The sequence below is a fragment of the Streptomyces globisporus C-1027 genome (assembly GCF_000261345.2).
In the GTDB taxonomy this organism is placed as follows: Bacteria; Actinomycetota; Actinomycetes; order Streptomycetales; family Streptomycetaceae; genus Streptomyces; species Streptomyces pakalii.
This window is the reverse complement of record NZ_CP013738.1, coordinates 1,689,181-1,709,726: the sequence shown is the minus strand read 5'-3', so window position 1 is coordinate 1,709,726 and position 20,546 is coordinate 1,689,181. Positions and strand designations below refer to the sequence as shown.

The following is a 20,546-nucleotide window of genomic DNA, read 5'->3' as shown; positions in this document are numbered from 1 at the left end:
CCGCAGGACGAGGGGGGCCGCCGCCACCGGCGTAGGCGGCCGTCCTGGGCGGAGACGGGACCGGACCCGCTGAGACCCTGCCCAGGCGGCCAGCCGCGCCCGCGGCCGTCCCCTCTCGACCGGCCCGCCCGCAAGGCTCCCGATCCCCGCCGGTATCGTCGGTTCTGTCACCGGCACACGCGGCCGCCGTCGTCGCTCCGCGCCCGTCCGGCGATCCCGACCGCGGTGATCCACCGCGATCCGCCTCGAACGACACCCCGTGGAGTCCGCATGCCCGGCCTGCCCGCCGCCCGCCGTACCGTGCTGAAGGGCGCCGCGCTCGCCGGTGCCGCCGGGCTGGGAGCGGCCGCCTGCTCGACCGAGTCCAAGCTCGGGCATGCCAAGAACCCCACGCCGACCGCCCCCGTTCCCCTCGGCGCGGCCTCCGAGGTGCCGGTCGGCGGTGCCAAGCTCTACCGGGAAGCGCGCCTCGTCGTGAGCTGCCCGGCCAAGGGCGAGTACAAAGCGTTCAGCGCCCAGTGCACCCACGGCGGCTGCGTCCTGACCAAGATCGAGGGCACCGAGGGGCACTGCCCCTGCCACGGCAGCCGCTTCGACACGACCACCGGCGAGGTCATCGAGGGCCCGGCCACCGTGCCGCTGCCCGCCGTCCCCCTCACCGCCGAGGGCGGAAACCTGATCGCGGGCCCCGACGCCTGAACCACGAGCGCCGGCTCGTCGGCTCACCGGCCGCCCCTCACTCCCAGTCCCAGTCGATCCCGATCAGTCCCGGCCGTACGCCCTCCTCCACCAGGTGCACGGTCCGGTGCCGACCGGTCAGGGTGAGGTCCCCGCGGGCCCCGCGCGCCGCTCCCGCCGACGCCTGGGCGAACCGGCGGCACCGCACCGGGAGCGCGGCCTCGTCGAAGCCGACCTGGAGCACGTACTGGCCGCCCCCGAAGGTGAAGCCGCGTACGTACTCACCGCTCGCCCCACCCGTACCGTCGTCGAAGCCGTACCCGAAGAGGTACGTCTCGCCGGACCGCAGCCGGGTGTCGAACAGCAGCTCCGCCACCAGCACCCCCGCGTCCCCGTCCCAGCGGACCCGGCCCGTCCGGCAGTTCTCCAGGGCCCGCACCGCGATCCGCGACGGGTCGCAGCCGGGGTCGCCCCGGTGCACCGCGAGATAGCGGTCCACGCCGTCCCGGTGCGCGCGCACCACATGCCGGGAGGTGCGGCCGGCCAGCTCCCGGCGCGCCCCGATCCGTACCCGCTCCTGGTGGCCCACCGTGTGCAGCCCGCCGTCCACGGGTGACTCCATCGCCGCGAGGAGCCGCTCCACCGAGCCCGACGCCTCCATCAGCGACCGGTACGAGCGTCCCGCCGGGCGGTCCCCCTCGCCCGGGGCGTCGCCGTCGCGCAGCAGCCGCAGCAGCGAGTCGTCCGGCAGCGCGAGCACCTCCTCCAGCGCCCGTACGGCCCGCAGCGACTCGGCCCGCCGGGGGCGGCGCACCCCCTGCTGCCAGTAACTGAGGCTCGTCACCCCGAGCTTGACGCCCCGGTGCGCCAGATGGTGCTGCACCCGCTGGAGCGGCAGCCCGCGCACCGACAGGGCCGTGCGCAACGCCAGATGGAACGGTCCGGTCCGCAGCACCTGCGCCAGTTCGGTCTCGGTCTCGGTCTGCCGCATGGGCGGGCCTCCGGTGAACGTTCACGTGGGGAGTGGCGACACCGACCCCCGGGGGATGCGGGGGAGCAGGTGACCGGGGCGGTGCCGTTCACACGGACGCCGTGCCGTTCACACCGTGATGTCACCTCGCATTGAAGCGTGTTGACCTGCTCCGGACAACGCCGGATGCTCTTTGTCAGCGTCCGGACGCGCTCCTCCGATCCCCACCCCCGTTTCGGGAGGAACGCCATGCGCAACCGAAAAGTCAGCCCCAGACGGCCCCTGAGGTCCGGAAGGCGCGGAAGGCTCTCGTTCACCGCCCTTCTGGCCGCCGCCCTCCTTGCTGTCCCCACAGCCACCGCCACCGCCGTCCAGTCCCCCGCCTCGACCGGCTCCACCGTCGCCGCCGCCCAGCGGCTGAACATCACCATGCAGGCGCAGCAGCAGAGCAACTGGTGCTGGGCGGCCGGCGGCAACACCATCGCCGCCTGGTTCGGCCGCAGCTACTCCCAGAACCAGTTCTGCAACGCCGCCTTCAACCGCAACCAGAACACCCAGTGCCCCAACTCGCAGGCCACCCTGGGCAATGTCCAGACCGGCCTGTCCTGGGCCGGGGTCAGGCCCGGCAGTTACGTCACCGGCTGGCTGCGCTACCCGACCGTGCAGGCCGAGATATCCGCCCAGCGCCCCATCGAGACCCGGATCCAGTGGTCGTCCGGCGGCGGCCACATGCATGTCATCTACGGGTACGACGACGCCAACAGCTGGGTCTACTGGGGCGATCCCTGGCCCTCCAGCGACCGCTACAACTGGGCTTCGCACGCCTGGTACGTGAACAACAACGAGTTCTCCTGGACCCACTCGCTCTACCGGATCGGAGCGTGAGGACATGAACTCCACCACCCGGCGCACAGCCACCACGCGGAACGCGGCCACCACCCGGCGCATCGCCGTCGCCACCGCCCTCACCGGTGCCGCCCTGTTCACCGCCGCCGCTCCCGCCCTCGCCGACGACGGCCGCGCGGCCCCGCCCAAGCTGACCGCGTCGACCCTCGAAGCCGCCCACGAGGCCGCGACCGAGCCGGCGACCCTGGACACCCTGTCCCGGTTCTTCGCCCGGGAGGGCGCGGTGAGCAGGAAGGCCAGCGCACCGAGGATCGAGGGCGAGGCCGTTCCCGTCCGCACGCTCTCGGCCGCCTTCGTCGCCGGAAAGCCCGGGGCCGCCCCGAGCACCCTGGACTACCTCGCCAGCACCGCCGTCTCCTCCGACGGCCAGAAGGCCTCCCTGTGGACCCTCCCCGGGGCAAGCGCCGACGGCGACTGGCAGGTGGTGAACATCGCCACCGGCGACGACGAGGCCCGTTACGTCGCCCAGGGGGCCCGCGCGCTCCCCGGCGGCACCGTCTTCCGCGAACCGCAGATCGACGCCTGGTACGTCCACGACGGCTCCCGGGTGCTCCCGCTCGACCAGGACGCGAAGGCCGCCGTCGGAGCCAAGGGCGCCACGCTCGACGCCTACCGGACCCGGGTGCAGGAGGCCTACGGCGACAAGCTGCCCGGCTCCGGATACGCCCGCTCCGGCAAGGCGGGCGGCTACGGCCCCGACGCGGCAACCGGACCGGCCGGCGGATCCGCGCCCGCCCCTGGCCCCGTCTCGGGCCCGGCGGCGGACCAGGCCGCCCCGGACCGCGGCACAAGCCCCGCACTGGCCGGCGCGGCCCAGGGCCCCGACACGGCTCTGACCGCGGTCTCCACCACCGCCGGCGCCGGGGCGCTGCTCGCCCTGGTCCTGTGCGGGGCCGCCGCGCTGCGCCGCCGGAGCCGTACCGGGCGATCCCCGGCCACGGACGCCTGAGCGGCGACTCCAGCGGCCCGTCGGCCCGCGCTCCGGGGTGCGGAACACCCCACGGCACTCCGGAGCGCGGCACCGCCCCCGGCAAGACGTGAGGACGACGCACTGTCACTGCCCGCAAGTAGGGTGTGAGACATGGCAGACCCCTCCAGCTACCGCCCCAAGCCGGGACAGATCCCCGACTCCCCGGGGGTCTACAAGTTCCGCGACGAGCACCGCCGGGTGATCTACGTCGGGAAGGCCAAGAACCTGCGCCAGCGCGTGGCCAACTACTTCCAGGACCTGGCCAATCTCCACCCGCGTACGCGCACCATGGTCACTACCGCCGCGTCCGTCGAGTGGACGGTCGTCTCCACCGAGGTCGAGGCGCTCCAGCTGGAGTACTCCTGGATCAAGGAGTTCGACCCCCGGTTCAACGTCAAGTACCGGGACGACAAGAGCTATCCCTACCTCGCGGTCACGCTCAACGAGGAGTTCCCCCGCGTCCAGGTGATGCGCGGCGCCAAGAAGAAGGGCGTGCGCTACTTCGGTCCGTACGGCCACGCCTGGGCGATCCGCGAGACGGTCGACCTGATGCTCCGCGTCTTCCCCGTCCGCACCTGCTCCGCCGGGGTCTTCAAGAACGCCGAGCGCACCGGCCGTCCCTGCCTGCTGGGCTATATCGGCAAGTGCTCCGCCCCCTGCGTCGGCCGGGTCACCCCCGAGGAACACCGGGATCTGGCCGAGGACTTCTGCGACTTCATGGCCGGGCGCACCGGCACCTACATCCGCCGCCTGGAGAAGGACATGATGCAGGCGGCCGAGGAGATGGAGTACGAGCGGGCCGCCCGCCTCCGCGACGACGCCGGGGCCCTCAAGCGGGCCATGGAGAAGAGCGCCGTCGTCCTGGCCGACGCCACCGACGCCGACTTGATCGCCGTCGCCGAGGACGAGCTGGAGGCCGCCCTCCAGATCTTCCACGTACGCGGCGGCCGGGTGCGCGGCCAGCGCGGCTGGGTCACCGACAAGGTCGAGGCGGTCGACACCTCCGGCCTCGTCGAGCACGCCCTCCAGCAGCTGTACGGGGAGGAGCGCGGCGACGCCGTCCCCAAGGAGGTCCTGGTCCCCGCCCTGCCCGAGGACACCGAAGCGGTCTCCCAGTGGCTCGCCGAGCGCCGGGGCTCCCAGGTGAGCCTGCGCATCCCGCAGCGCGGCGACAAGAAGGACCTCATGGCCACGGTCCAGCGCAACGCCCAGCAGGCCCTCGGGCTGCACAAGACCAAGCGCGCCTCCGACCTGACCACCCGCTCCCGCGCCCTGGAGGAGATCGCCGAGGCGCTCGGCCTGGACACCGCCCCGCTGCGCATCGAGTGCTACGACATCTCCCACCTGCAGGGCGACGACGTGGTGGCCTCCATGGTGGTCTTCGAGGACGGCCTCGCCCGCAAGAGCGAGTACCGCCGCTTCCAGATCAAGGGCTTCGAGGGCCAGGACGACGTCCGCTCGATGCACGAGGTGATCGGCCGCCGCTTCAGGCGCTACCTCCAGGAGAAGGAGCGCACGGGGGAGTGGGAGGAGCAGCCGACGGGTACCCCGGCCGACGGCCCCGCCCCCTCCGGCCCCGTTCCCGGCCCGGTCCCCGCCGCAGGCCCGGCCGTCGGAGACGGCGAGCCCACCGCCGTCGCAAAGGACACCGAGCCCCGGGAGGACGACGGCCGTCCCAAGCGGTTCGCCTACCCGCCGCAGCTCGTCGTCGTCGACGGCGGGCAGCCCCAGGTGGCCGCCGCCAAGCGCGCCCTGGACGAGCTGGGCATCGACGACATCGCCGTCTGCGGCCTCGCCAAGCGCCTCGAAGAGGTCTGGCTCCCCGACGACGACGATCCCGTGGTCCTGCCCCGCTCCAGCGAGGGCCTCTACCTCCTCCAGCGCGTCCGGGACGAGGCGCACCGCTTCGCCATCACCTACCAGCGGGCCAAACGCGCCAAGCGCATCCGCACCAGCCCCCTCGACGACGTGTCCGGCCTCGGCGAGACCCGGAAGCAGGCACTGATCAAGCATTTCGGCTCGGTGAAGAAGCTCCGGCAGGCGACAATCGACGAGATCTGCGAGGTCCCCGGGATAGGGCGAAGGACGGCGGAATCGGTGGCCGCCGCCCTCGCCTCGACCGCTCCCGCGGCACCTGCCGTGAACACGGCCACAGGAGAGATCATTGAAGAGGACGACGGGGGCAGCTCATGACCGAGAACAGCCACGAGACCGCACAGCACACAGAGCACACCGCAGACCGAGCACACCGAGCAGACGGAGCAGCAGACGTGAGTACGAACACCCCGAACGAGACGGGTGACGCGGCCATCCCCGAGCTGGTGATCATCTCCGGGATGTCGGGCGCCGGCCGCAGCACCGCCGCCAAGTGTCTGGAGGACCTCGGCTGGTTCGTCGTCGACAACCTGCCGCCCGCGCTGATCCCCACGATGGTCGAGCTCGGCGCCCGGTCCCAGGGCAACGTGGCCCGGATCGCCGTCGTCGTCGACGTACGCGGCCGGCGGTTCTTCGACAACCTCCGCGAATCCCTCGCGGACCTGGAGGCCAAGCACGTCACCCGGCGGATCGTCTTCCTGGAGTCCTCCGACGACGCCTTGGTGCGCCGCTTCGAGTCCGTCCGCCGCCCGCACCCCCTCCAGGGCGACGGGCGCATCGTCGACGGCATCGCGGCCGAGCGCGACCTGCTGCGCGAGCTGCGCGGCGACGCCGACCTGGTCATCGACACCTCCAGCCTCAACGTGCACGAGCTGCGGGCCAAGATGGACGCCCAGTTCGCGGGCGAGTCCGAGCCGGAGCTGCGGGCCACGGTGATGTCCTTCGGCTACAAGTACGGCCTGCCCGTCGACGCCGACCTGGTCGTCGACTGCCGCTTCCTGCCGAACCCGCACTGGGTCCCCGAGCTGCGCCCCTTCACCGGCGTCAACGAGGAGGTGTCCGACTACGTCTTCGACCAGCCGGGCGCCAAGGAGTTCCTCAACCAGTACACCGAGCTGCTCCAGCTGATCGCCGCGGGCTACCGCCGCGAGGGCAAGCGGTACGTGACCATCGCCGTGGGCTGCACCGGCGGCAAGCACCGCTCCGTCGCCATGTCCGAGAAGCTCTCCGCCCGCCTCGCCGCCGAAGGCATCGAGACCGTCCTCGTGCACCGCGACATGGGGCGAGAGTGACCGGACGCAATCTGCGGATGCGGCGCCTGAGCCGCGCCACATCGGCGCTCTCGGGCCGCAAGCGCGGTGCTCAGCCCAAGGTCGTCGCGCTCGGCGGCGGCATGGGCCTCTCGGCGTCCCTGACGGCGCTGCGCCGGATCACCGGCGATCTCACGGCCGTGGTCACCGTCGCCGACGACGGCGGCTCCAGCGGCCGGCTGCGCGAGGAGCTGGGCGTGCTGCCGCCGGGCGACCTCCGCAAGGCGCTCGCGGCACTGTGCGGCGACGACGACTGGGGCCGCACCTGGTCCCAGGTGGTCCAGCACCGGTTCGAGTCCAAGGGCGACCTCCACGGGCACGCGGTCGGCAATCTGCTGATCGTCGCCCTCTGGGAGCAGCTCGGCGACCACGTCCAGGCGCTCGACCTGGTCGGCAAGCTGCTCGGCGCGCACGGCCGGGTGCTGCCGATGTCGGCGGTCCCGCTGGAGCTCCAGGCACTGGTCAAGGGCCACGACCCCGACCTGCCCGACGCGATCGTCACCGTGCGCGGCCAGGCCACGGTGGCGCTCACGCCCGGCGAGGTGCAGTCCGTGCACGTGGTCCCGCCCGACCCGCCGGCCGTCCCGGAGGCCGTGGCGGCGGTCCTGGACGCCGACTGGGTGGTCCTCGGCCCCGGCTCCTGGTTCTCCTCGGTGATCCCGCACCTGCTCGTGCCGGAACTGCTCGACGCCCTGGTCACCACGAAGGCCCGCAAGGTCCTCTCGCTGAACCTCGCGCCCCAGCCCGGTGAAACAGAAGGCTTCTCACCGCAGCGTCATTTGGAGGTTTTGGGGCGACACGCCCCTAAACTCGCCTTGGACGTGGTGCTGGCCGACGAGGCCGCCGTGCCCGACCGTGAGTCCCTCGCCGACGCCGCCCAGCGGCTCGGAGCCGCGGTCGAGCTGGCGCCGGTGGCATCGCCCGACGGCGTTCCGGTCCATGATCAGGAGCTGTTGGCCGCCGCGTACGACCGTATTTTTCGGATGCATGGAAGGATCGGCCCATGGCGATGACGCCAGCGGTGAAGAACGAAATCTCTCATCTTCCCGTCACCCGGACCTGCTGCAGGAAAGCAGAGGTCTCGGCGATTCTTCGGTTCGCGGGCGGGCTGCACCTGGTGAGCGGCCGGATCGTGATCGAGGCGGAGCTGGACACCGGCAACGCCGCCCGCCGCCTCAAGCGCGACATCCTGGAGATCTTCGGGCACAGCTCGGAGCTGATCGTGATGGCCCCCGGCGGACTGCGGCGCGGCTCGCGCTACGTCGTCCGCGTGGTGGCGGGCGGCGACCAGCTGGCCCGCCAGACCGGTCTGGTCGACGGCCGCGGCCGGCCGATCCGCGGGCTGCCCCCGCAGGTGGTCTCGGGGGCCACCTGCGACGCCGAGGCGGCCTGGCGCGGTGCCTTCCTCGCCCACGGCTCGCTCACCGAGCCCGGCCGCTCCTCCTCCCTGGAGGTCACCTGCCCGGGCCCCGAGGCGGCCCTCGCCCTGGTCGGCGCGGCCCGCCGGCTCTCCATCGCCGCCAAGGCCCGCGAGGTGCGCGGCGTGGACCGCGTGGTCGTCCGCGACGGCGACGCGATCGGCGCCCTGCTGACCCGGCTCGGCGCCCACGACGCTGTGCTCGCCTGGGAGGAGCGGCGGATGCGGCGCGAGGTCCGCGCCACGGCCAACCGGCTCGCCAACTTCGACGACGCGAACCTGCGCCGCTCGGCCCGCGCCGCGGTCGCCGCCGGGGCCCGGGTGGGGCGCGCGCTGGAGATCCTCGGCGAGGAGGTCCCCGAGCACCTCGCCGCCGCGGGAAGGCTGCGCATGGAGCACAAGCAGGCCTCCCTGGAGGAGCTGGGCGCGCTCGCCGACCCGCCGCTGACCAAGGACGCGGTGGCCGGCCGGATCCGCCGGCTGCTCGCGATGGCCGACAAGCGGGCCCAGGACCTGGGCATCCCGGGGACCGAGGCGACCCTCAGCGAGGAGCTCGCCGACGGCCTGGTCGGCTGACTCGGCGGCGGGCGGGGGACGTTGGTCCCGAACCCACCGGGACCTCGGTCCCGGGCCACCGGGACGCATGTCCCGGCAGGCGAAACGGAGGTCCGTACTCCTACTGGCGAGTACGGGCCTCCGGTCGTTTCCGGTGGCGCACAGTGCCCCTCTCGATGTCACTCCCCGGCCCTCGGAGAGGTAGGGTCGGAAGCGGTCGGGGACATCCCTATACAACTCGCCGGCGTCGAAAACCGGCGTACCTAACGAGGAGATCGGTTCGTGACGATCCGCGTAGGCATCAACGGCTTCGGCCGCATCGGTCGCAACTACTTCCGCGCGCTGCTCGAGCAGGGTGCGGACATCGAGATCGTGGCTGTCAACGACCTGGGTGACACTGCGACCACTGCACACCTGCTGAAGTACGACACCATCCTGGGCCGCCTCAAGGCAGAGGTCAGCCACACCGCCGACACCATCACCGTCGACGGTCACACCATCAAGGTGCTCTCCGAGCGCAACCCGGCCGACATCCCCTGGGGTGAGCTGGGCGTCGACATCGTCATCGAGTCGACCGGCATCTTCACCAAGAAGGCCGACGCCGAGAAGCACATCGCGGGCGGCGCCAAGAAGGTCCTCATCTCGGCTCCGGCCAAGGACGAGGACATCACCATCGTGATGGGCGTCAACCAGGACCAGTACGACGCGGCCCAGCACAACGTCATCTCCAACGCCTCCTGCACCACCAACTGTGTGGCGCCGATGGCCAAGGTCCTCGACGAGAACTTCGGCATCGTCAAGGGTCTGATGACGACGGTCCACGCCTACACCAACGACCAGCGCATCCTGGACTTCCCGCACTCGGACCTGCGCCGCGCCCGCGCCGCCGCCGAGAACATCATCCCGACCACGACCGGTGCCGCGAAGGCCACCGCCCTGGTCCTCCCGCAGCTCAAGGGCAAGCTCGACGGCATCGCGATGCGCGTCCCGGTCCCGACCGGCTCCGCCACCGACCTGGTCGTCACCCTCCAGCGCGAGGTCACCAAGGACGAGGTCAACGCCGCGTTCAAGAAGGCCTCCGACGACGGCGCCCTCAAGGGCTTCCTGACGTACACCGAGGACCCGATCGTCTCCTCGGACATCGTCGGCGACCCGTCGTCCTGCACCTTCGACTCCTCCCTGACCATGGTCCAGGAGGGGAACTCGGTGAAGATCCTCGGCTGGTACGACAACGAGTGGGGCTACTCCAACCGCCTCGTCGACCTCACGGTCTTCGTCGGCGAGCAGCTCTGATCCTCGGGTCGGCAGGCACATCGATGTGAACTGAGGGGCTCGCCCGGCGCAACGACGCGCCGGGCGAGCCCCTTAGCATGCTCATCGGTCCTTCCAAGGAGTAAACGGAACAGATGAAGACGATCGACGAACTTCTCGCCGAAGGGGTCGCGGGCAAGCGGGTATTCGTCCGCGCCGACCTCAATGTGCCGCTGGACGGCACCACGATCACCGACGACGGCCGGATCCGCGCCGTCCTCCCGACGGTCGCCAAGCTCGCCGAGGCCGGCGCGCGTGTCGTCGTCGCCTCGCACCTCGGCCGCCCCAAGGGCGCCCCGGACCCGGCCTTCTCGCTGGCGCCCGCCGCCGCCCGCCTGGGTGAACTCCTCGGCGCCGACGTCGCCTTCGCCACCGACACGGTCGGCGAGTCCGCCCGCGCCACGGTCGCCGGCCTCGCCGACGGCCAGGCCGCCGTCATCGAGAACCTCCGCTTCAACCCCGGCGAGACCTCCAAGGACGACGCCGAGCGCGGCGCCTTCGCCGACCGGCTCGCCGAGCTCGCCGACGTCTACGTGGGCGACGGCTTCGGTGCCGTACACCGCAAGCACGCCTCGGTCTTCGACCTCCCGGCCCGGCTGCCGCACTACGCGGGCTACCTCATCGCCACCGAGGTCGGCGTCCTGAAGAAGCTCACCACCGACGTCCAGCGCCCGTACGCGGTCGTCCTCGGCGGTGCCAAGGTCTCCGACAAGCTCGGCGTGATCGACCACCTGCTGGAGCGGGCCGACCGCATCCTCATCGGCGGCGGCATGGCGTACACCTTCCTCAAGGCCCAGGGCCACGAGGTCGGCAGCTCGCTGCTCCAGGAGGACCAGATCCCCGCCGTGCAGGAGTACCTGCGCCGGGCCGAGGAGAAGGGTGTGGAGTTCGTCCTCCCCGTCGACGTCGTCGTCGCCCCCGCCTTCCCCGACCTGAAGACCAAGGCCCCGGCCCACCCCACCACCGTCGCCGCCGACGCCATGCCGGCCGGCCAGATGGGGCTGGACAACGGGCCCGAGACCAACAAGCTCTACGCATCGAAGCTCGCCGACGCGGCCACCGTCTTCTGGAACGGCCCGATGGGCGTCTTCGAGCACCCCGACTTCGCCGACGGCACCCGCGCGGTCGCCCAGGCGCTCGTCGACTCCCCGGCCTTCAGCGTCGTCGGCGGTGGCGACTCCGCCGCGGCCGTCCGCATCCTGGGCTTCGACGAGAATGCTTTCGGACATATTTCGACCGGTGGCGGCGCGAGCCTCGAATACCTCGAGGGCAAGACGCTTCCCGGGCTCGCCGCACTGGAGGACTGACCTTTCATGACCACCCGCACCCCGCTGATGGCGGGCAACTGGAAGATGAACCTCAACCACCTCGAGGCCATCGCCCACGTCCAGAAGCTCTCCTTCGCGCTGACCGACAAGGACTACGAGGACGTCGAGGTCGCCGTCCTGGCGCCCTTCACCGACCTGCGCTCCGTGCAGACCCTCGTCGACGGCGACAAGCTGAAGATCAAGTACGGCGCCCAGGACATCTCGGCGCACGACTCCGGCGCGTACACCGGTGAGATCTCCGGCCCCATGCTCGCCAAGCTGCGCTGCACCTACGTGGCCGTCGGCCACAGCGAGCGCCGCCAGTACCACGCCGAGAGCGACGAGATCTGCAACGCCAAGGTGAAGGCGGCCTTCAGATGCGGCCTGACCCCGATCCTCTGCGTCGGCGAGGGCCTGGACATCCGCAAGGCCGGTGACCAGGTCTCCTACACCCTCGCGCAGCTCGACGGCGCCCTGAAGGACATCCCGGCCGAGCAGGCCGAGACCATCGTCATCGCCTACGAGCCGGTCTGGGCCATCGGGACCGGCGAGGTCGCCACCCCCGAGGACGCCCAGGAGGTCTGCGGCGCGATCCGCCGCCGTCTCGCCGAGCTGTACTCGCAGGAGCTGGCCGACGCCGTCCGCATCCAGTACGGCGGCTCCGTCAAGTCCGGCAACGTCGCCGCGATCATGGCGCAGCCCGACGTGGACGGCGCCCTCATCGGCGGCGCCGCGCTGGACGCCGACGAGTTCGTCAAGATCGTCCGCTTCCGCGACCAGTGAGTATGCGGTAGCGCCGATCCGTCGTACCCTTGCGGGGGCCGAGGGGGTGGTCACCCTCCGGCCCCCGCTGTACGTACAGGCAGTATTCGAGAAATCCGGAAAGTAGGGACCAGCCGTGATTCTGGCGTTCCAGATCGCCCTGATCGTCTTCAGCCTGCTGCTGATGCTGCTGGTGCTCATGCACAAGGGCAAGGGCGGCGGCCTCTCCGACATGTTCGGTGGCGGAATGCAGTCCTCCGTCGGTGGCTCCTCGGTCGCCGAGCGTAACCTCGACCGGATCACCGTGGTGGTCGGTCTGGTCTGGTTCGCGTGCATCGTCGTCCTCGGTCTGCTCATCAAGCTCGACTGAACGACCCGTTCCGCGATTCCGGTAACGGTGTAACTCCTTCCACTGGACGCACGTTGGGCCTTACGTAGACTGAGGCATCCTTCGAGCACCATCACGCAGGGAGTTACGACCGTGGCAAGTGGCAACGCGATCCGGGGAAGCCGGGTCGGAGCGGGGCCGATGGGGGAGGCCGAGCGCGGTGAGTCCGCGCCGCGCGCCCGCATCTCCTTCTGGTGCTCGAACGGGCACGAGACGCAGCCGAGCTTCGCCCATGACGCGCAGGTGCCGGACACCTGGGACTGCCCGCGCTGCGGCTTCCCGGCCGGCCAGGACAAGGACAGCCCGCCCGACCCGCCCCGCACCGAGCCGTACAAGACGCATCTGGCGTACGTACGCGAGCGGCGCAGCGACGAGGACGGCGAGGCGATCCTCGCCGAGGCACTGGCCAAACTCCGCGGCGAGATCTGACATCTCCCCGCACAGCTCCACGGAAACCCCAGTCGTTCACCGGCCGGACACCCCACAGGTGTCCGGCCGTATCGCGTTCCCGCGCCACCCTCCTCCTCCACGCCGTCGGCCTCCTCGATCAATTAGGTTGGAGGGGCAGCGGGGATGCTGATGACGAGTGAGAAGTGGGCTGATATCCCGGATGAACGCAGCAAGCCGAACCAAGCTCAACCAGACGCCCGAGTGGACGGCTCTCGCCAAGCACCGTGAGGAGCTCGGCGCACCCCGGCTGCGCGAGCTGTTCGCGCGGCAGCCGGAGCGGGGCACCGCCTACACCCTGCGGGTCGGCGACCTCCACCTCGACTACTCCAAGCACCTGGTCACCGACGAGACGCTGCGCCTGCTGCGCGAGCTGGCCGCCGCCACCGGGGTCGCGGAGCTGCGGGACGCGATGTTCCGCGGCGAGAAGATCAACACCACCGAGGACCGGGCGGTCCTGCACACCGCGCTCCGCGCCCCGCGCGACGCGGTCGTCGAGGTCGACGGCGAGAACGTCGTCCCGGCCGTGCACGCCGTCCTCGACAAGATGGCCTCCTTCGCCGACCAGGTCCGCTCCGGGCAGTGGACCGGCCACACCGGCAAGCCCGTCAAGAACATCGTCAACATCGGCATCGGCGGCTCCGACCTCGGCCCCGCCATGGCCTACGAGGTGCTGCGCTCCTTCACGGACCGCGACCTCACCCTCCGCTTCGTCTCCAACGTCGACGGCGCCGACCTCCACGAGGCCGTCCGGGATCTCGACCCGGCCGAGACGCTGTTCGTCATCGCCTCCAAGACGTTCACGACGATCGAGACCATCACCAACGCCACCTCCGCCCGCGACTGGCTGCTGACCGAGCTGAGGGCCGGTCAGGACGCCGTCGCGAAGCACTTCGTAGCACTGTCGACCAATGCCGAGAAGGTCGAGGAGTTCGGCATCGACACGGCCAACATGTTCGAGTTCTGGGACTGGGTCGGCGGCCGCTACAGCTACGACTCCGCCATCGGCCTCTCGCTGATGGTCGCCATCGGCCCGGACCGCTTCCGCGAGATGCTGGACGGCTTCCACCTCGTCGACGAGCACTTCCGCACCGCCCCCGCCGAGCAGAACGCCCCGCTCCTGCTGGGCCTCCTCGGCGTCTGGTACGGCAACTTCTTCGACGCCCAGTCGCACGCGGTGCTGCCCTACAGCCACTACCTGTCCAAGTTCACCGCGTATCTCCAGCAGCTCGACATGGAGTCCAACGGCAAGTCCGTCGACCGCGAGGGCGACCGCGTGGAGTGGCAGACCGGCCCGGTCGTCTGGGGCACGCCCGGTACCAACGGGCAGCACGCCTACTACCAGTTGATCCACCAGGGCACCAAGCTCATCCCGGCGGACTTCATCGGCTTCGCCGCCCCGGTCCACGACCTGCTGCCCGGGCTGATCGCCCAGCACGATCTGCTGATGGCCAACTTCTTCGCCCAGACGCAGGCTCTCGCCTTCGGCAAGACGCCCGAGGAGGTCCGGGCGGAAGGCGTGCCCGAGGAGCTGGTCCCGCACAAGACGTTCCGGGGCAACCACCCCACGACGACGATCCTCGCCGACAAGCTGACCCCCTCGGTCCTGGGCCAGCTCATCGCGCTGTACGAGCACAAGGTCTTCGTCCAGGGCGCCATCTGGAACATCGACTCCTTCGACCAGTGGGGCGTCGAGCTCGGCAAGGTCCTCGCCAAGAAGATCGAACCGCTGCTGACCGGTGACGGGGGAGCGGACGCCGGGCAGCTCGACAGCTCCACCGCCGCCCTGGTCGACGCCTACCGCACCCTGCGCGGGCGCTGAGCCGATGCCACAGGGGGAGGGGGAGACGGTCCGGCTGCGGCCGCCGCGCAACACGCTGAACGAGCGCGCCGTCGGCTGGTGGCGGGCGCAGTGGCTGCTGATGACCGCCGTGCCCGTCGTGCCGCTCGCGGTGCTGGGCGCGCTGATCGAGCCGGCCCGCTTCTGGCTGCTGCTGCCCGCCGCGGTCCTGGCCGCGGCGGGCACGGCGACCGCCGTCCTCTTCCCCCTGTGGTGGTTCCGCACGCACCGCTGGGAGGTCACCGAGGACGCGGTGTACGTCCGCACCGGCTTCTTCTGGCAGGAGTGGCGGATCGCCCCGATGTCCCGCATCCAGACCGTGGACACGGTAAGGGGCCCGCTGGAGCAGCTCTTCCGGCTCGCCACCGTCACGGTCACCACCGCCTCCGCCAAGGGTGCGGTACGGATCGAGGGCCTGGACCACGAGGTCGCCGCCGACCTGGCCGAGCGGCTCACCCGCATCACCCGCGACACCCCCGGCGACGCCACATGAGCACCGTCGCCCCGCCCGCCGACTGGAGCCGCCTCGACCCCCGTACGGTCCTGGTCACCGCACTCGTCGTGGCGGGGGTCGTCGCGGGCGCCGCCGTCCCCCTCACGCTCGGGCTCACCCGCTGGTTCAGCCTCCCCGTGGCCGTGCTCCAGGTGCTCGCCGGAGCCGTCCTGGTCATCGGGGTCGCGGCGGGCGCCGACCGGGTCCGCTGGCACCGCACCCGCTACCGCGTCGGCCAGGAGCACGTCGACCTCCACACCGGCCTCCTCCTCGTCAAACGCCGCTCCCTGGCCCGCGACCGCATCCGTACGGTCGACCTCACCGCCAACCCGATGCTCCGCCTCCTCGGCCTGGTCACCGTCCGGATCGGCACCGGCGAACAGGGCTCCGAGTCCACCCTCGAACTGGACCCGGTCACCCGCGCCGAGGGCGAACGGCTGCGCCGCCTCCTCCTGGACCGCGCTGCCACCGCACCGGCCGGCGGCACCCACCACGAGGGCGAACTGGCCGTCCTGGACCCCCGCTGGATCCGTTACGCCCCGGTCTCCTTCGTCGCCCCCATGCTCGGCGGGGCCGCCGCCGGGGCCGTGATGCAGGTCAGCGAGTGGGTCGGGGCGCAGGGCCAGGTCATCGAGTGGGTCGGCGACCGGTTCCGGGACACCCCGCTGCTCTGGACGATCATCGCCCTGGTGCTGGCCGCCCTGGTCGCCGGTGTCCTCGGGGCCCTCGGCCTCTGGATCGAGATGTGGTGGAACTACCGACTGGAGCGCGAACCGGGCGGCACGCTGCGGGTCCGGCGCGGCCTGTTCACCTCCCGGTCCATCTCCGTCGAGGAGGCCCGGCTGCGCGGCGTCGACCTGGTCGAGCCGCTGGGGGTCCGGCTCCTCGGCGCGGCCCGCCTCGACGCCATCACCACCGGCCTGGCCAAGGACCACGAGGCCAGGAACGCCGACCACAACACCCTGCTCCCGGTCGCGCCCCGGATCCGGGCCGACACCGTCGCCGCCGACGTCCTGCGCGAGGCGGACACCCCGACCGGCGCGGCGCTCACCCCGCACCCACGCGCCGCCCGGGGCCGCCGGCTGCGCTGGTCGCTCGCCGCGGTCCTCGGCCCGGTCGTGATCGTGACCCTCCTCGGGGCGCTGCTCACGCCCGTCCTGCTGTGGATCGCGCTCGGCTGCGCGGTGGTGGGCGTCCCCGTGGCGGTGGTGCTCGCCCTGGACGCGTACCGGGGCCTCGGGCACGCGCTCTCCGGCCGCTATCTGGTCACCCGCTCCGGTACGGTCCGCCGCTCCACGGCAGCCCTGGAACGGGCCGGGGTGATCGGCTGGACGGTCAAGCAGTCGGTGTTCCAGCGCCGGGCAGGCCTGCTGAGCGTCACGGCCACCACGGCTGCCGGGGGCGGCGCGTACACGGCGTACGACAGCGACGCGTCGGAGGGCCTGACCTTCGCCGCCGAGGCGGTCCCGGGGCTGCTGGAGCCCTTCCTGGAGCGTTCCCCGAAGGACGCCTGAGGCAGCCCGGGGCGGTCAGCCGCCGTGCGTCGTGTCGATGACGCAGAAGCGGTTGCCCTCGGGGTCGGCGAGCACCACGAAGTCCGGTTCCGGCGGGTAGAGCTCCCACGCGACCCGCTCGGCGCCCAGGCCCATCAGCCGCTCCACCTCGGCCTCCTGCTCGTCCGAGTAGAGGTCCAGGTGGACCCGGGGGACCTCCTGCACGGGGGAGGTGGAACGCCCCAGCGCCACGCCGACACCGGGCCCCTCGACCGGGACCAGCACCACCCAGTCGTCCGTCCCCGGCTCGCGCTCGGTGTACGTGAGCGCGGCCTTCCAGAAGGCGGCGGCCCTGCTCACGTCGGTCGCGCCCATCACCACGGTTCCGATATGCACCATGAGCGCGAGCCTTTCACGCCGAAGGCCCGGACCGCTCGGGAAAAACGGGCCGGGCCTTCAGGGCGTCAACACTCAGGCGGAGGCCGGAGGGTAGAGCGCGCGCGGCAGTTGCGAGGCCGCCGCCGCGTCCAGCAGCCACAGGGTGCGGCTGCGGCCGTACGCGCCCGCCGCCGGGGCCTGGATCTCCCCGGCCCCGGACAGCGCGATGGCCGCCGCTTCCGCCTTGTCCTCGCCCGCCGCGAGCAGCCACACCTCGCGCGCCGCGCGGATCGCGGGCAGCGTGAGCGAGACCCGGACCGGCGGCGGCTTGGGCGCCCCCTGCACACCGACGACGGTGCGCTCGGTCTCCCGTACCGCGGGCAGCTCCGGGAAGAGCGAGGCCACATGCGTGTCCGGGCCGACGCCCAGCATCAGCACGTCGAACGTGGGCACCGGGCCGTGGTCCTCGGGACCCGCGGCGGCGGCCAGTTCGGCGGCGTAACCGGCCGCGGCGGCGTCCGCGTCGTCGCCGTACGGGCCGTCGGACGCGGGCATCGCGTGCACCCGGGCCGGGTCCAGCGGCACCGCGTCGAGCAGCGCCTCGCGGGCCTGGGTGACATTGCGCTCCGGGTCGCCCTCGGGCAGGAACCGCTCGTCGCCCCACCACAGGTCCAGCCGTGCCCAGTCCACCGCGTCCCGTGCGGGCGCGGCGGCGAGCGCGGCCAGCAGGCCGTTGCCGTTGCGCCCGCCGGTCAGCACCACCGAGGCGTGGCCCCGGGAGGCCTGGGCGTCCACGATCTTCGTGATCAGCCGGGCCGCCGCGGCCTGGGCCATCAGCTCCTTGTCGCGGTGGACGACCAGTTGGGGAGGCGTCACTTCGACGCCGCCTTCTTGGCCGGGGCCTTCTTCGCGGCGGGAGCCTTGGCCTCGGCGGCCCTGTCCGCCTTGTCCGCGGCGCTGTCGACCGGCTTGGCCGTGACCTCGCCGCCCGCGTGCAGTTTGTCGACGCCGAACTTCACCGACGAGGCGTAGGTGTTGTCCGGGTCGAGCCGGCGCAGCTCCTCCGCCAGCAGCTCGGCGGTGTCACGGCGCTTGAGCGCCACCGCGCGGTCCGGCTGGTTCTGCATGGAGAGCGTGGCCAGCCCGCCGTCGGCGCGGTCCAGGACGATGACACCGTTCTTCGTCTCCATCCGGACCGCGGTGAGACCGGGCCCCTCGGAGAGCGTGCGCTCCACCGGGACGCCGAGCCGGTCCGCGAGCCACATGGCGAGCAGCTCGCAGCTCGGGTTGTCGCTCTCGCCCTCGACGGTCGCGCCGATGACCTCGGCCGGCTGCTGGTCCAGCGCGGCGGCCAGCATCGAGCGCCACGGGGTGATCCGGGTCCAGGCCAGGTCCGTGTCGCCGGGGCTGTACGTCGCGGCCCGCACCGCCAGTTCGTCGAGCGGTCGCTCGGCCGAGTAGGTGTCGGTGATCCGGCGCTGGGCCAGCGCCCCGAGCGGGTCCTTCGCCGGGTCGGCGGGCGCGTCCTCGGGCCACCACACCACGACCGGGGCGTCCGGCAGCAGCAGCGGCAGGACCACCGACTGGGCGTGGTTGGCCAGTTCGCCGTGGAGACGCAGGACGACCGTCTCGCCGGTGCCCGCGTCGGAACCGACCCGGACCTCGGCGTCGAGGCGGGCGTCCCGGCGGGCGCGCGGCGAGCGGCTGAGCCGCTTGATCACCGCGATGATCCGCGAGGGGTGCTCGCGGGAGGCGTCACCGGCCGACTTGAGCGCGTCGTACGCGTTCTCCTCGTCGGTGACGATGACCAGCGTGAGCACCATGCCGATGGCGGGGGTGCCGATGGCCCGGCGGGCCGAGACCAGCGCCTGGTTGATCTTGCTGGACGTGGTTTCCGTGAGATCGATCTTCATGGCCGCCTCCAGCTCCGTCCGTCACGTGCGAGCATCTCGTCGGCCTCGGCCGGACCCCAGGTGCCGGCCGCGTACTTCGCGGGCTTGCCGTGCTTGTCCCAGTACTCCTCGATCGGGTCGAGGATGGTCCAGGAGAGTTCGACCTCCTGGTGGCGGGGGAAGAGGTTGGCGTCGCCGAGCAGGACGTCCAGGAGGAGCCGCTCGTACGCCTCCGGGCTGGACTCCGTGAACGACTCGCCGTACGCGAAGTCCATCGTGACGTCCCGGACCTCCATCGAGGTGCCGGGCACCTTGGAGCCGAAGCGCACGGTGACGCCCTCGTCCGGCTGGACCCGGATGACCAGGGCGTTGCCGCCCAGCTCCTCGGTCGCGCCCGACTCGAAGGGGAGGTAAGGGGCGCGCTTGAAGACGACCGCGATCTCCGTGACCCGGCGGCCGAGCCGCTTTCCGGTGCGGAGGTAGAACGGCACGCCCGCCCAGCGGCGGTTGTTGATCGTCAGCTTGATGGCCGCGTAGGTGTCGGTCGTCGACTTGGGGTCGATGCCGTCCTCCTCGCAGTAGCCGAGGACCTCCTGGCCGCCCTGCCAGGCGTGCTCGTACTGGGCGCGCACGGTGTGCAGACCGAGGTCCTCGGGCAGCTCGACGGCGGTGAGCACCTTGAGCTTCTCGGCGACCAGGGCCTTCGGGTGGAAGGAGCCGGGCTCCTCCATCGCGGTCAGCGCCAGCAGCTGGAGCAGGTGGTTCTGGATGACGTCACGGGCGGCACCGATGCCGTCGTAGTAGCCGGCGCGGCCGCCGATGCCGATGTCCTCGGCCATCGTGATCTGCACGTGGTCGACGTAGGACCGGTTCCAGATCGGCTCCCACATCGTGTTGGCGAACCGCAGCGCCAGGATGTTCTGGACCGTCTCCTTCCCCAGGTAGTGGTCGATCCGGAAGACCTCGTTGGGCGGGAAGACGTCGTGCACGAGCTGGTTGAGCTCCTGCGCGCTGGCCAGGTCGTGACCGAACGGCTTCTCGATGACGGCACGCCGCCAGGAGCCCTCCTTCTGGTCGGCCAGGCCGTGCTTCTTGAGCTGCTGGACGACCTTGGGGAAGAACTTCGGCGGCACGGAGAGGTAGAAGGCGAAGTTGCCGCCCGTCCCCTGCGCCTTGTCGAGCTCCTCGATGGTCGCCTTCAGCGTCTCGAACGCCTCGTCGTCGTCGAAGTTGCCCTGGACGAAGCGCATCCCCTGGATGAGCTGCTGCCAGACCTCCTCGCGGAACGGCGTACGGGCGTGCTCCTTGACGGCGTCGTGGACGACCTGGGCGAAGTCCTCGTCCTCCCAGTCGCGGCGGGCGAAGCCGATGAGCGAGAAGCCCGGCGGCAGCAGGCCGCGATTGGCCAGGTCGTAGACGGCAGGCATCAGCTTTTTACGGGACAAATCGCCCGTGACGCCAAAGATGACCAGGCCCGACGGCCCCGCGATACGCGGGAGCCGTCGGTCCTGTGCGTCACGGAGCGGGTTGGCTCCGGGAACAGCAGACAAAGTG

General features: G+C 71.6%; 20 protein-coding genes. 15 read left to right on the top strand and 5 right to left on the bottom strand.

What is annotated here, in order from left to right; genetic code table 11:
* The first annotated feature begins 270 nt into the window (after window positions 1-270).
* The gene (locus WQO_RS07510; RefSeq protein WP_010061259.1) at window positions 271-699 is read left to right on the top strand and encodes a Rieske (2Fe-2S) protein; all 429 of its coding nucleotides are present in this window, start codon (window positions 271-273) and stop codon (window positions 697-699) included.
* Window positions 700-736: 37 nt separating this feature from the next.
* Here the strand turns inward: WQO_RS07510 and WQO_RS07505 are convergent, their stop codons facing one another.
* Complete coding sequence (locus WQO_RS07505) at window positions 737-1,669, bottom strand: hypothetical protein (protein ID WP_010061261.1); 933 nt, start codon at window positions 1,667-1,669, stop codon at window positions 737-739.
* 228 nt (window positions 1,670-1,897) lie between these two features.
* Here WQO_RS07505 and WQO_RS07500 point away from each other — a divergent pair, with 228 nt between their 5' ends.
* The 14 genes from WQO_RS07500 to WQO_RS07435 all read left to right on the top strand — a co-directional run bounded on the left by WQO_RS07500 (window position 1,898) and on the right by WQO_RS07435 (window position 16,743).
* On the top strand, window positions 1,898-2,533 hold the full coding sequence (locus WQO_RS07500; protein WP_010061263.1) for a papain-like cysteine protease family protein: 636 nt from the start codon (window positions 1,898-1,900) through the stop codon (window positions 2,531-2,533).
* Between the two features lie 4 nt (window positions 2,534-2,537).
* Window positions 2,538-3,503 (top strand): hypothetical protein, encoded by a 966-nt coding sequence (locus WQO_RS07495; protein WP_010061265.1) that lies wholly within the window; start codon window positions 2,538-2,540, stop codon window positions 3,501-3,503.
* Between the two features lie 132 nt (window positions 3,504-3,635).
* A complete protein-coding gene (gene uvrC / locus WQO_RS07490) occupies window positions 3,636-5,717 on the top strand; it encodes an excinuclease ABC subunit UvrC (RefSeq protein WP_010061267.1) in 2,082 nt (693 codons plus the stop codon).
* Window positions 5,714-6,691 carry an RNase adapter RapZ gene (gene rapZ / locus WQO_RS07485; RefSeq protein ID WP_073821495.1) on the top strand — a complete coding sequence of 326 codons (978 nt, stop codon included), beginning with the start codon at window positions 5,714-5,716 and terminating at the stop codon, window positions 6,689-6,691. The genes uvrC and rapZ overlap by 4 nt, the downstream gene beginning before the upstream one ends.
* The gene (locus tag WQO_RS07480) at window positions 6,688-7,722 is read left to right on the top strand and encodes a gluconeogenesis factor YvcK family protein (RefSeq protein ID WP_006123687.1); all 1,035 of its coding nucleotides are present in this window, start codon (window positions 6,688-6,690) and stop codon (window positions 7,720-7,722) included. The genes rapZ and WQO_RS07480 overlap by 4 nt, the downstream gene beginning before the upstream one ends.
* Entirely contained in the window at window positions 7,713-8,702 is a 990-nt protein-coding gene (gene whiA / locus WQO_RS07475; protein WP_006123686.1) for a DNA-binding protein WhiA, read from the top strand. Before WQO_RS07480 ends, whiA begins: the two co-directional genes overlap by 10 nt.
* Before the next feature lie 261 nt (window positions 8,703-8,963).
* On the top strand, window positions 8,964-9,974 hold the full coding sequence (gene gap, locus WQO_RS07470; protein ID WP_010061271.1) for a type I glyceraldehyde-3-phosphate dehydrogenase: 1,011 nt from the start codon (window positions 8,964-8,966) through the stop codon (window positions 9,972-9,974).
* Window positions 9,975-10,087: 113 nt separating this feature from the next.
* The gene (locus WQO_RS07465; protein ID WP_010061272.1) at window positions 10,088-11,299 is read left to right on the top strand and encodes a phosphoglycerate kinase; all 1,212 of its coding nucleotides are present in this window, start codon (window positions 10,088-10,090) and stop codon (window positions 11,297-11,299) included.
* A 6-nt stretch (window positions 11,300-11,305) separates the two neighbouring features.
* Window positions 11,306-12,082, top strand: coding sequence for a triose-phosphate isomerase (gene tpiA / locus WQO_RS07460; protein WP_010061273.1), 777 nt, complete (start codon window positions 11,306-11,308; stop codon window positions 12,080-12,082).
* Between the two features lie 115 nt (window positions 12,083-12,197).
* The gene (gene secG / locus WQO_RS07455; RefSeq protein WP_010061274.1) at window positions 12,198-12,431 is read left to right on the top strand and encodes a preprotein translocase subunit SecG; all 234 of its coding nucleotides are present in this window, start codon (window positions 12,198-12,200) and stop codon (window positions 12,429-12,431) included.
* Window positions 12,432-12,542: 111 nt separating this feature from the next.
* The gene (locus WQO_RS07450) at window positions 12,543-12,878 is read left to right on the top strand and encodes an RNA polymerase-binding protein RbpA (protein WP_006123681.1); all 336 of its coding nucleotides are present in this window, start codon (window positions 12,543-12,545) and stop codon (window positions 12,876-12,878) included.
* Between the two features lie 181 nt (window positions 12,879-13,059).
* Window positions 13,060-14,718, top strand: a complete 1,659-nt coding sequence (pgi, locus tag WQO_RS07445; protein WP_058953905.1) for a glucose-6-phosphate isomerase — start codon at window positions 13,060-13,062, stop codon at window positions 14,716-14,718.
* Window positions 14,719-14,722: 4 nt separating this feature from the next.
* Window positions 14,723-15,229, top strand: a complete 507-nt coding sequence (locus WQO_RS07440; protein WP_010061280.1) for a PH domain-containing protein — start codon at window positions 14,723-14,725, stop codon at window positions 15,227-15,229.
* Entirely contained in the window at window positions 15,226-16,743 is a 1,518-nt protein-coding gene (locus tag WQO_RS07435; RefSeq protein ID WP_010061281.1) for a PH domain-containing protein, read from the top strand. Before WQO_RS07440 ends, WQO_RS07435 begins: the two co-directional genes overlap by 4 nt.
* Window positions 16,744-16,758: 15 nt before the next feature.
* Here WQO_RS07435 and WQO_RS07430 read toward each other — a convergent pair whose 3' ends face one another.
* The 4 genes from WQO_RS07430 to zwf form a co-directional block, all read right to left on the bottom strand.
* Window positions 16,759-17,121 (bottom strand): VOC family protein, encoded by a 363-nt coding sequence (locus WQO_RS07430; RefSeq protein WP_010061283.1) that lies wholly within the window; start codon window positions 17,119-17,121, stop codon window positions 16,759-16,761.
* 72 nt (window positions 17,122-17,193) lie between these two features.
* A complete protein-coding gene (gene pgl, locus WQO_RS07425) occupies window positions 17,194-17,976 on the bottom strand; it encodes a 6-phosphogluconolactonase (protein ID WP_010061285.1) in 783 nt (260 codons plus the stop codon).
* A complete protein-coding gene (gene opcA, locus WQO_RS07420) occupies window positions 17,973-19,013 on the bottom strand; it encodes a glucose-6-phosphate dehydrogenase assembly protein OpcA (protein WP_010061286.1) in 1,041 nt (346 codons plus the stop codon). The genes pgl and opcA overlap by 4 nt, the downstream gene beginning before the upstream one ends.
* Window positions 19,010-20,542 (bottom strand): glucose-6-phosphate dehydrogenase, encoded by a 1,533-nt coding sequence (zwf, locus tag WQO_RS07415; protein WP_010061287.1) that lies wholly within the window; start codon window positions 20,540-20,542, stop codon window positions 19,010-19,012. The genes opcA and zwf overlap by 4 nt, the downstream gene beginning before the upstream one ends.
* Window positions 20,543-20,546: the final 4 nt, after the last annotated feature.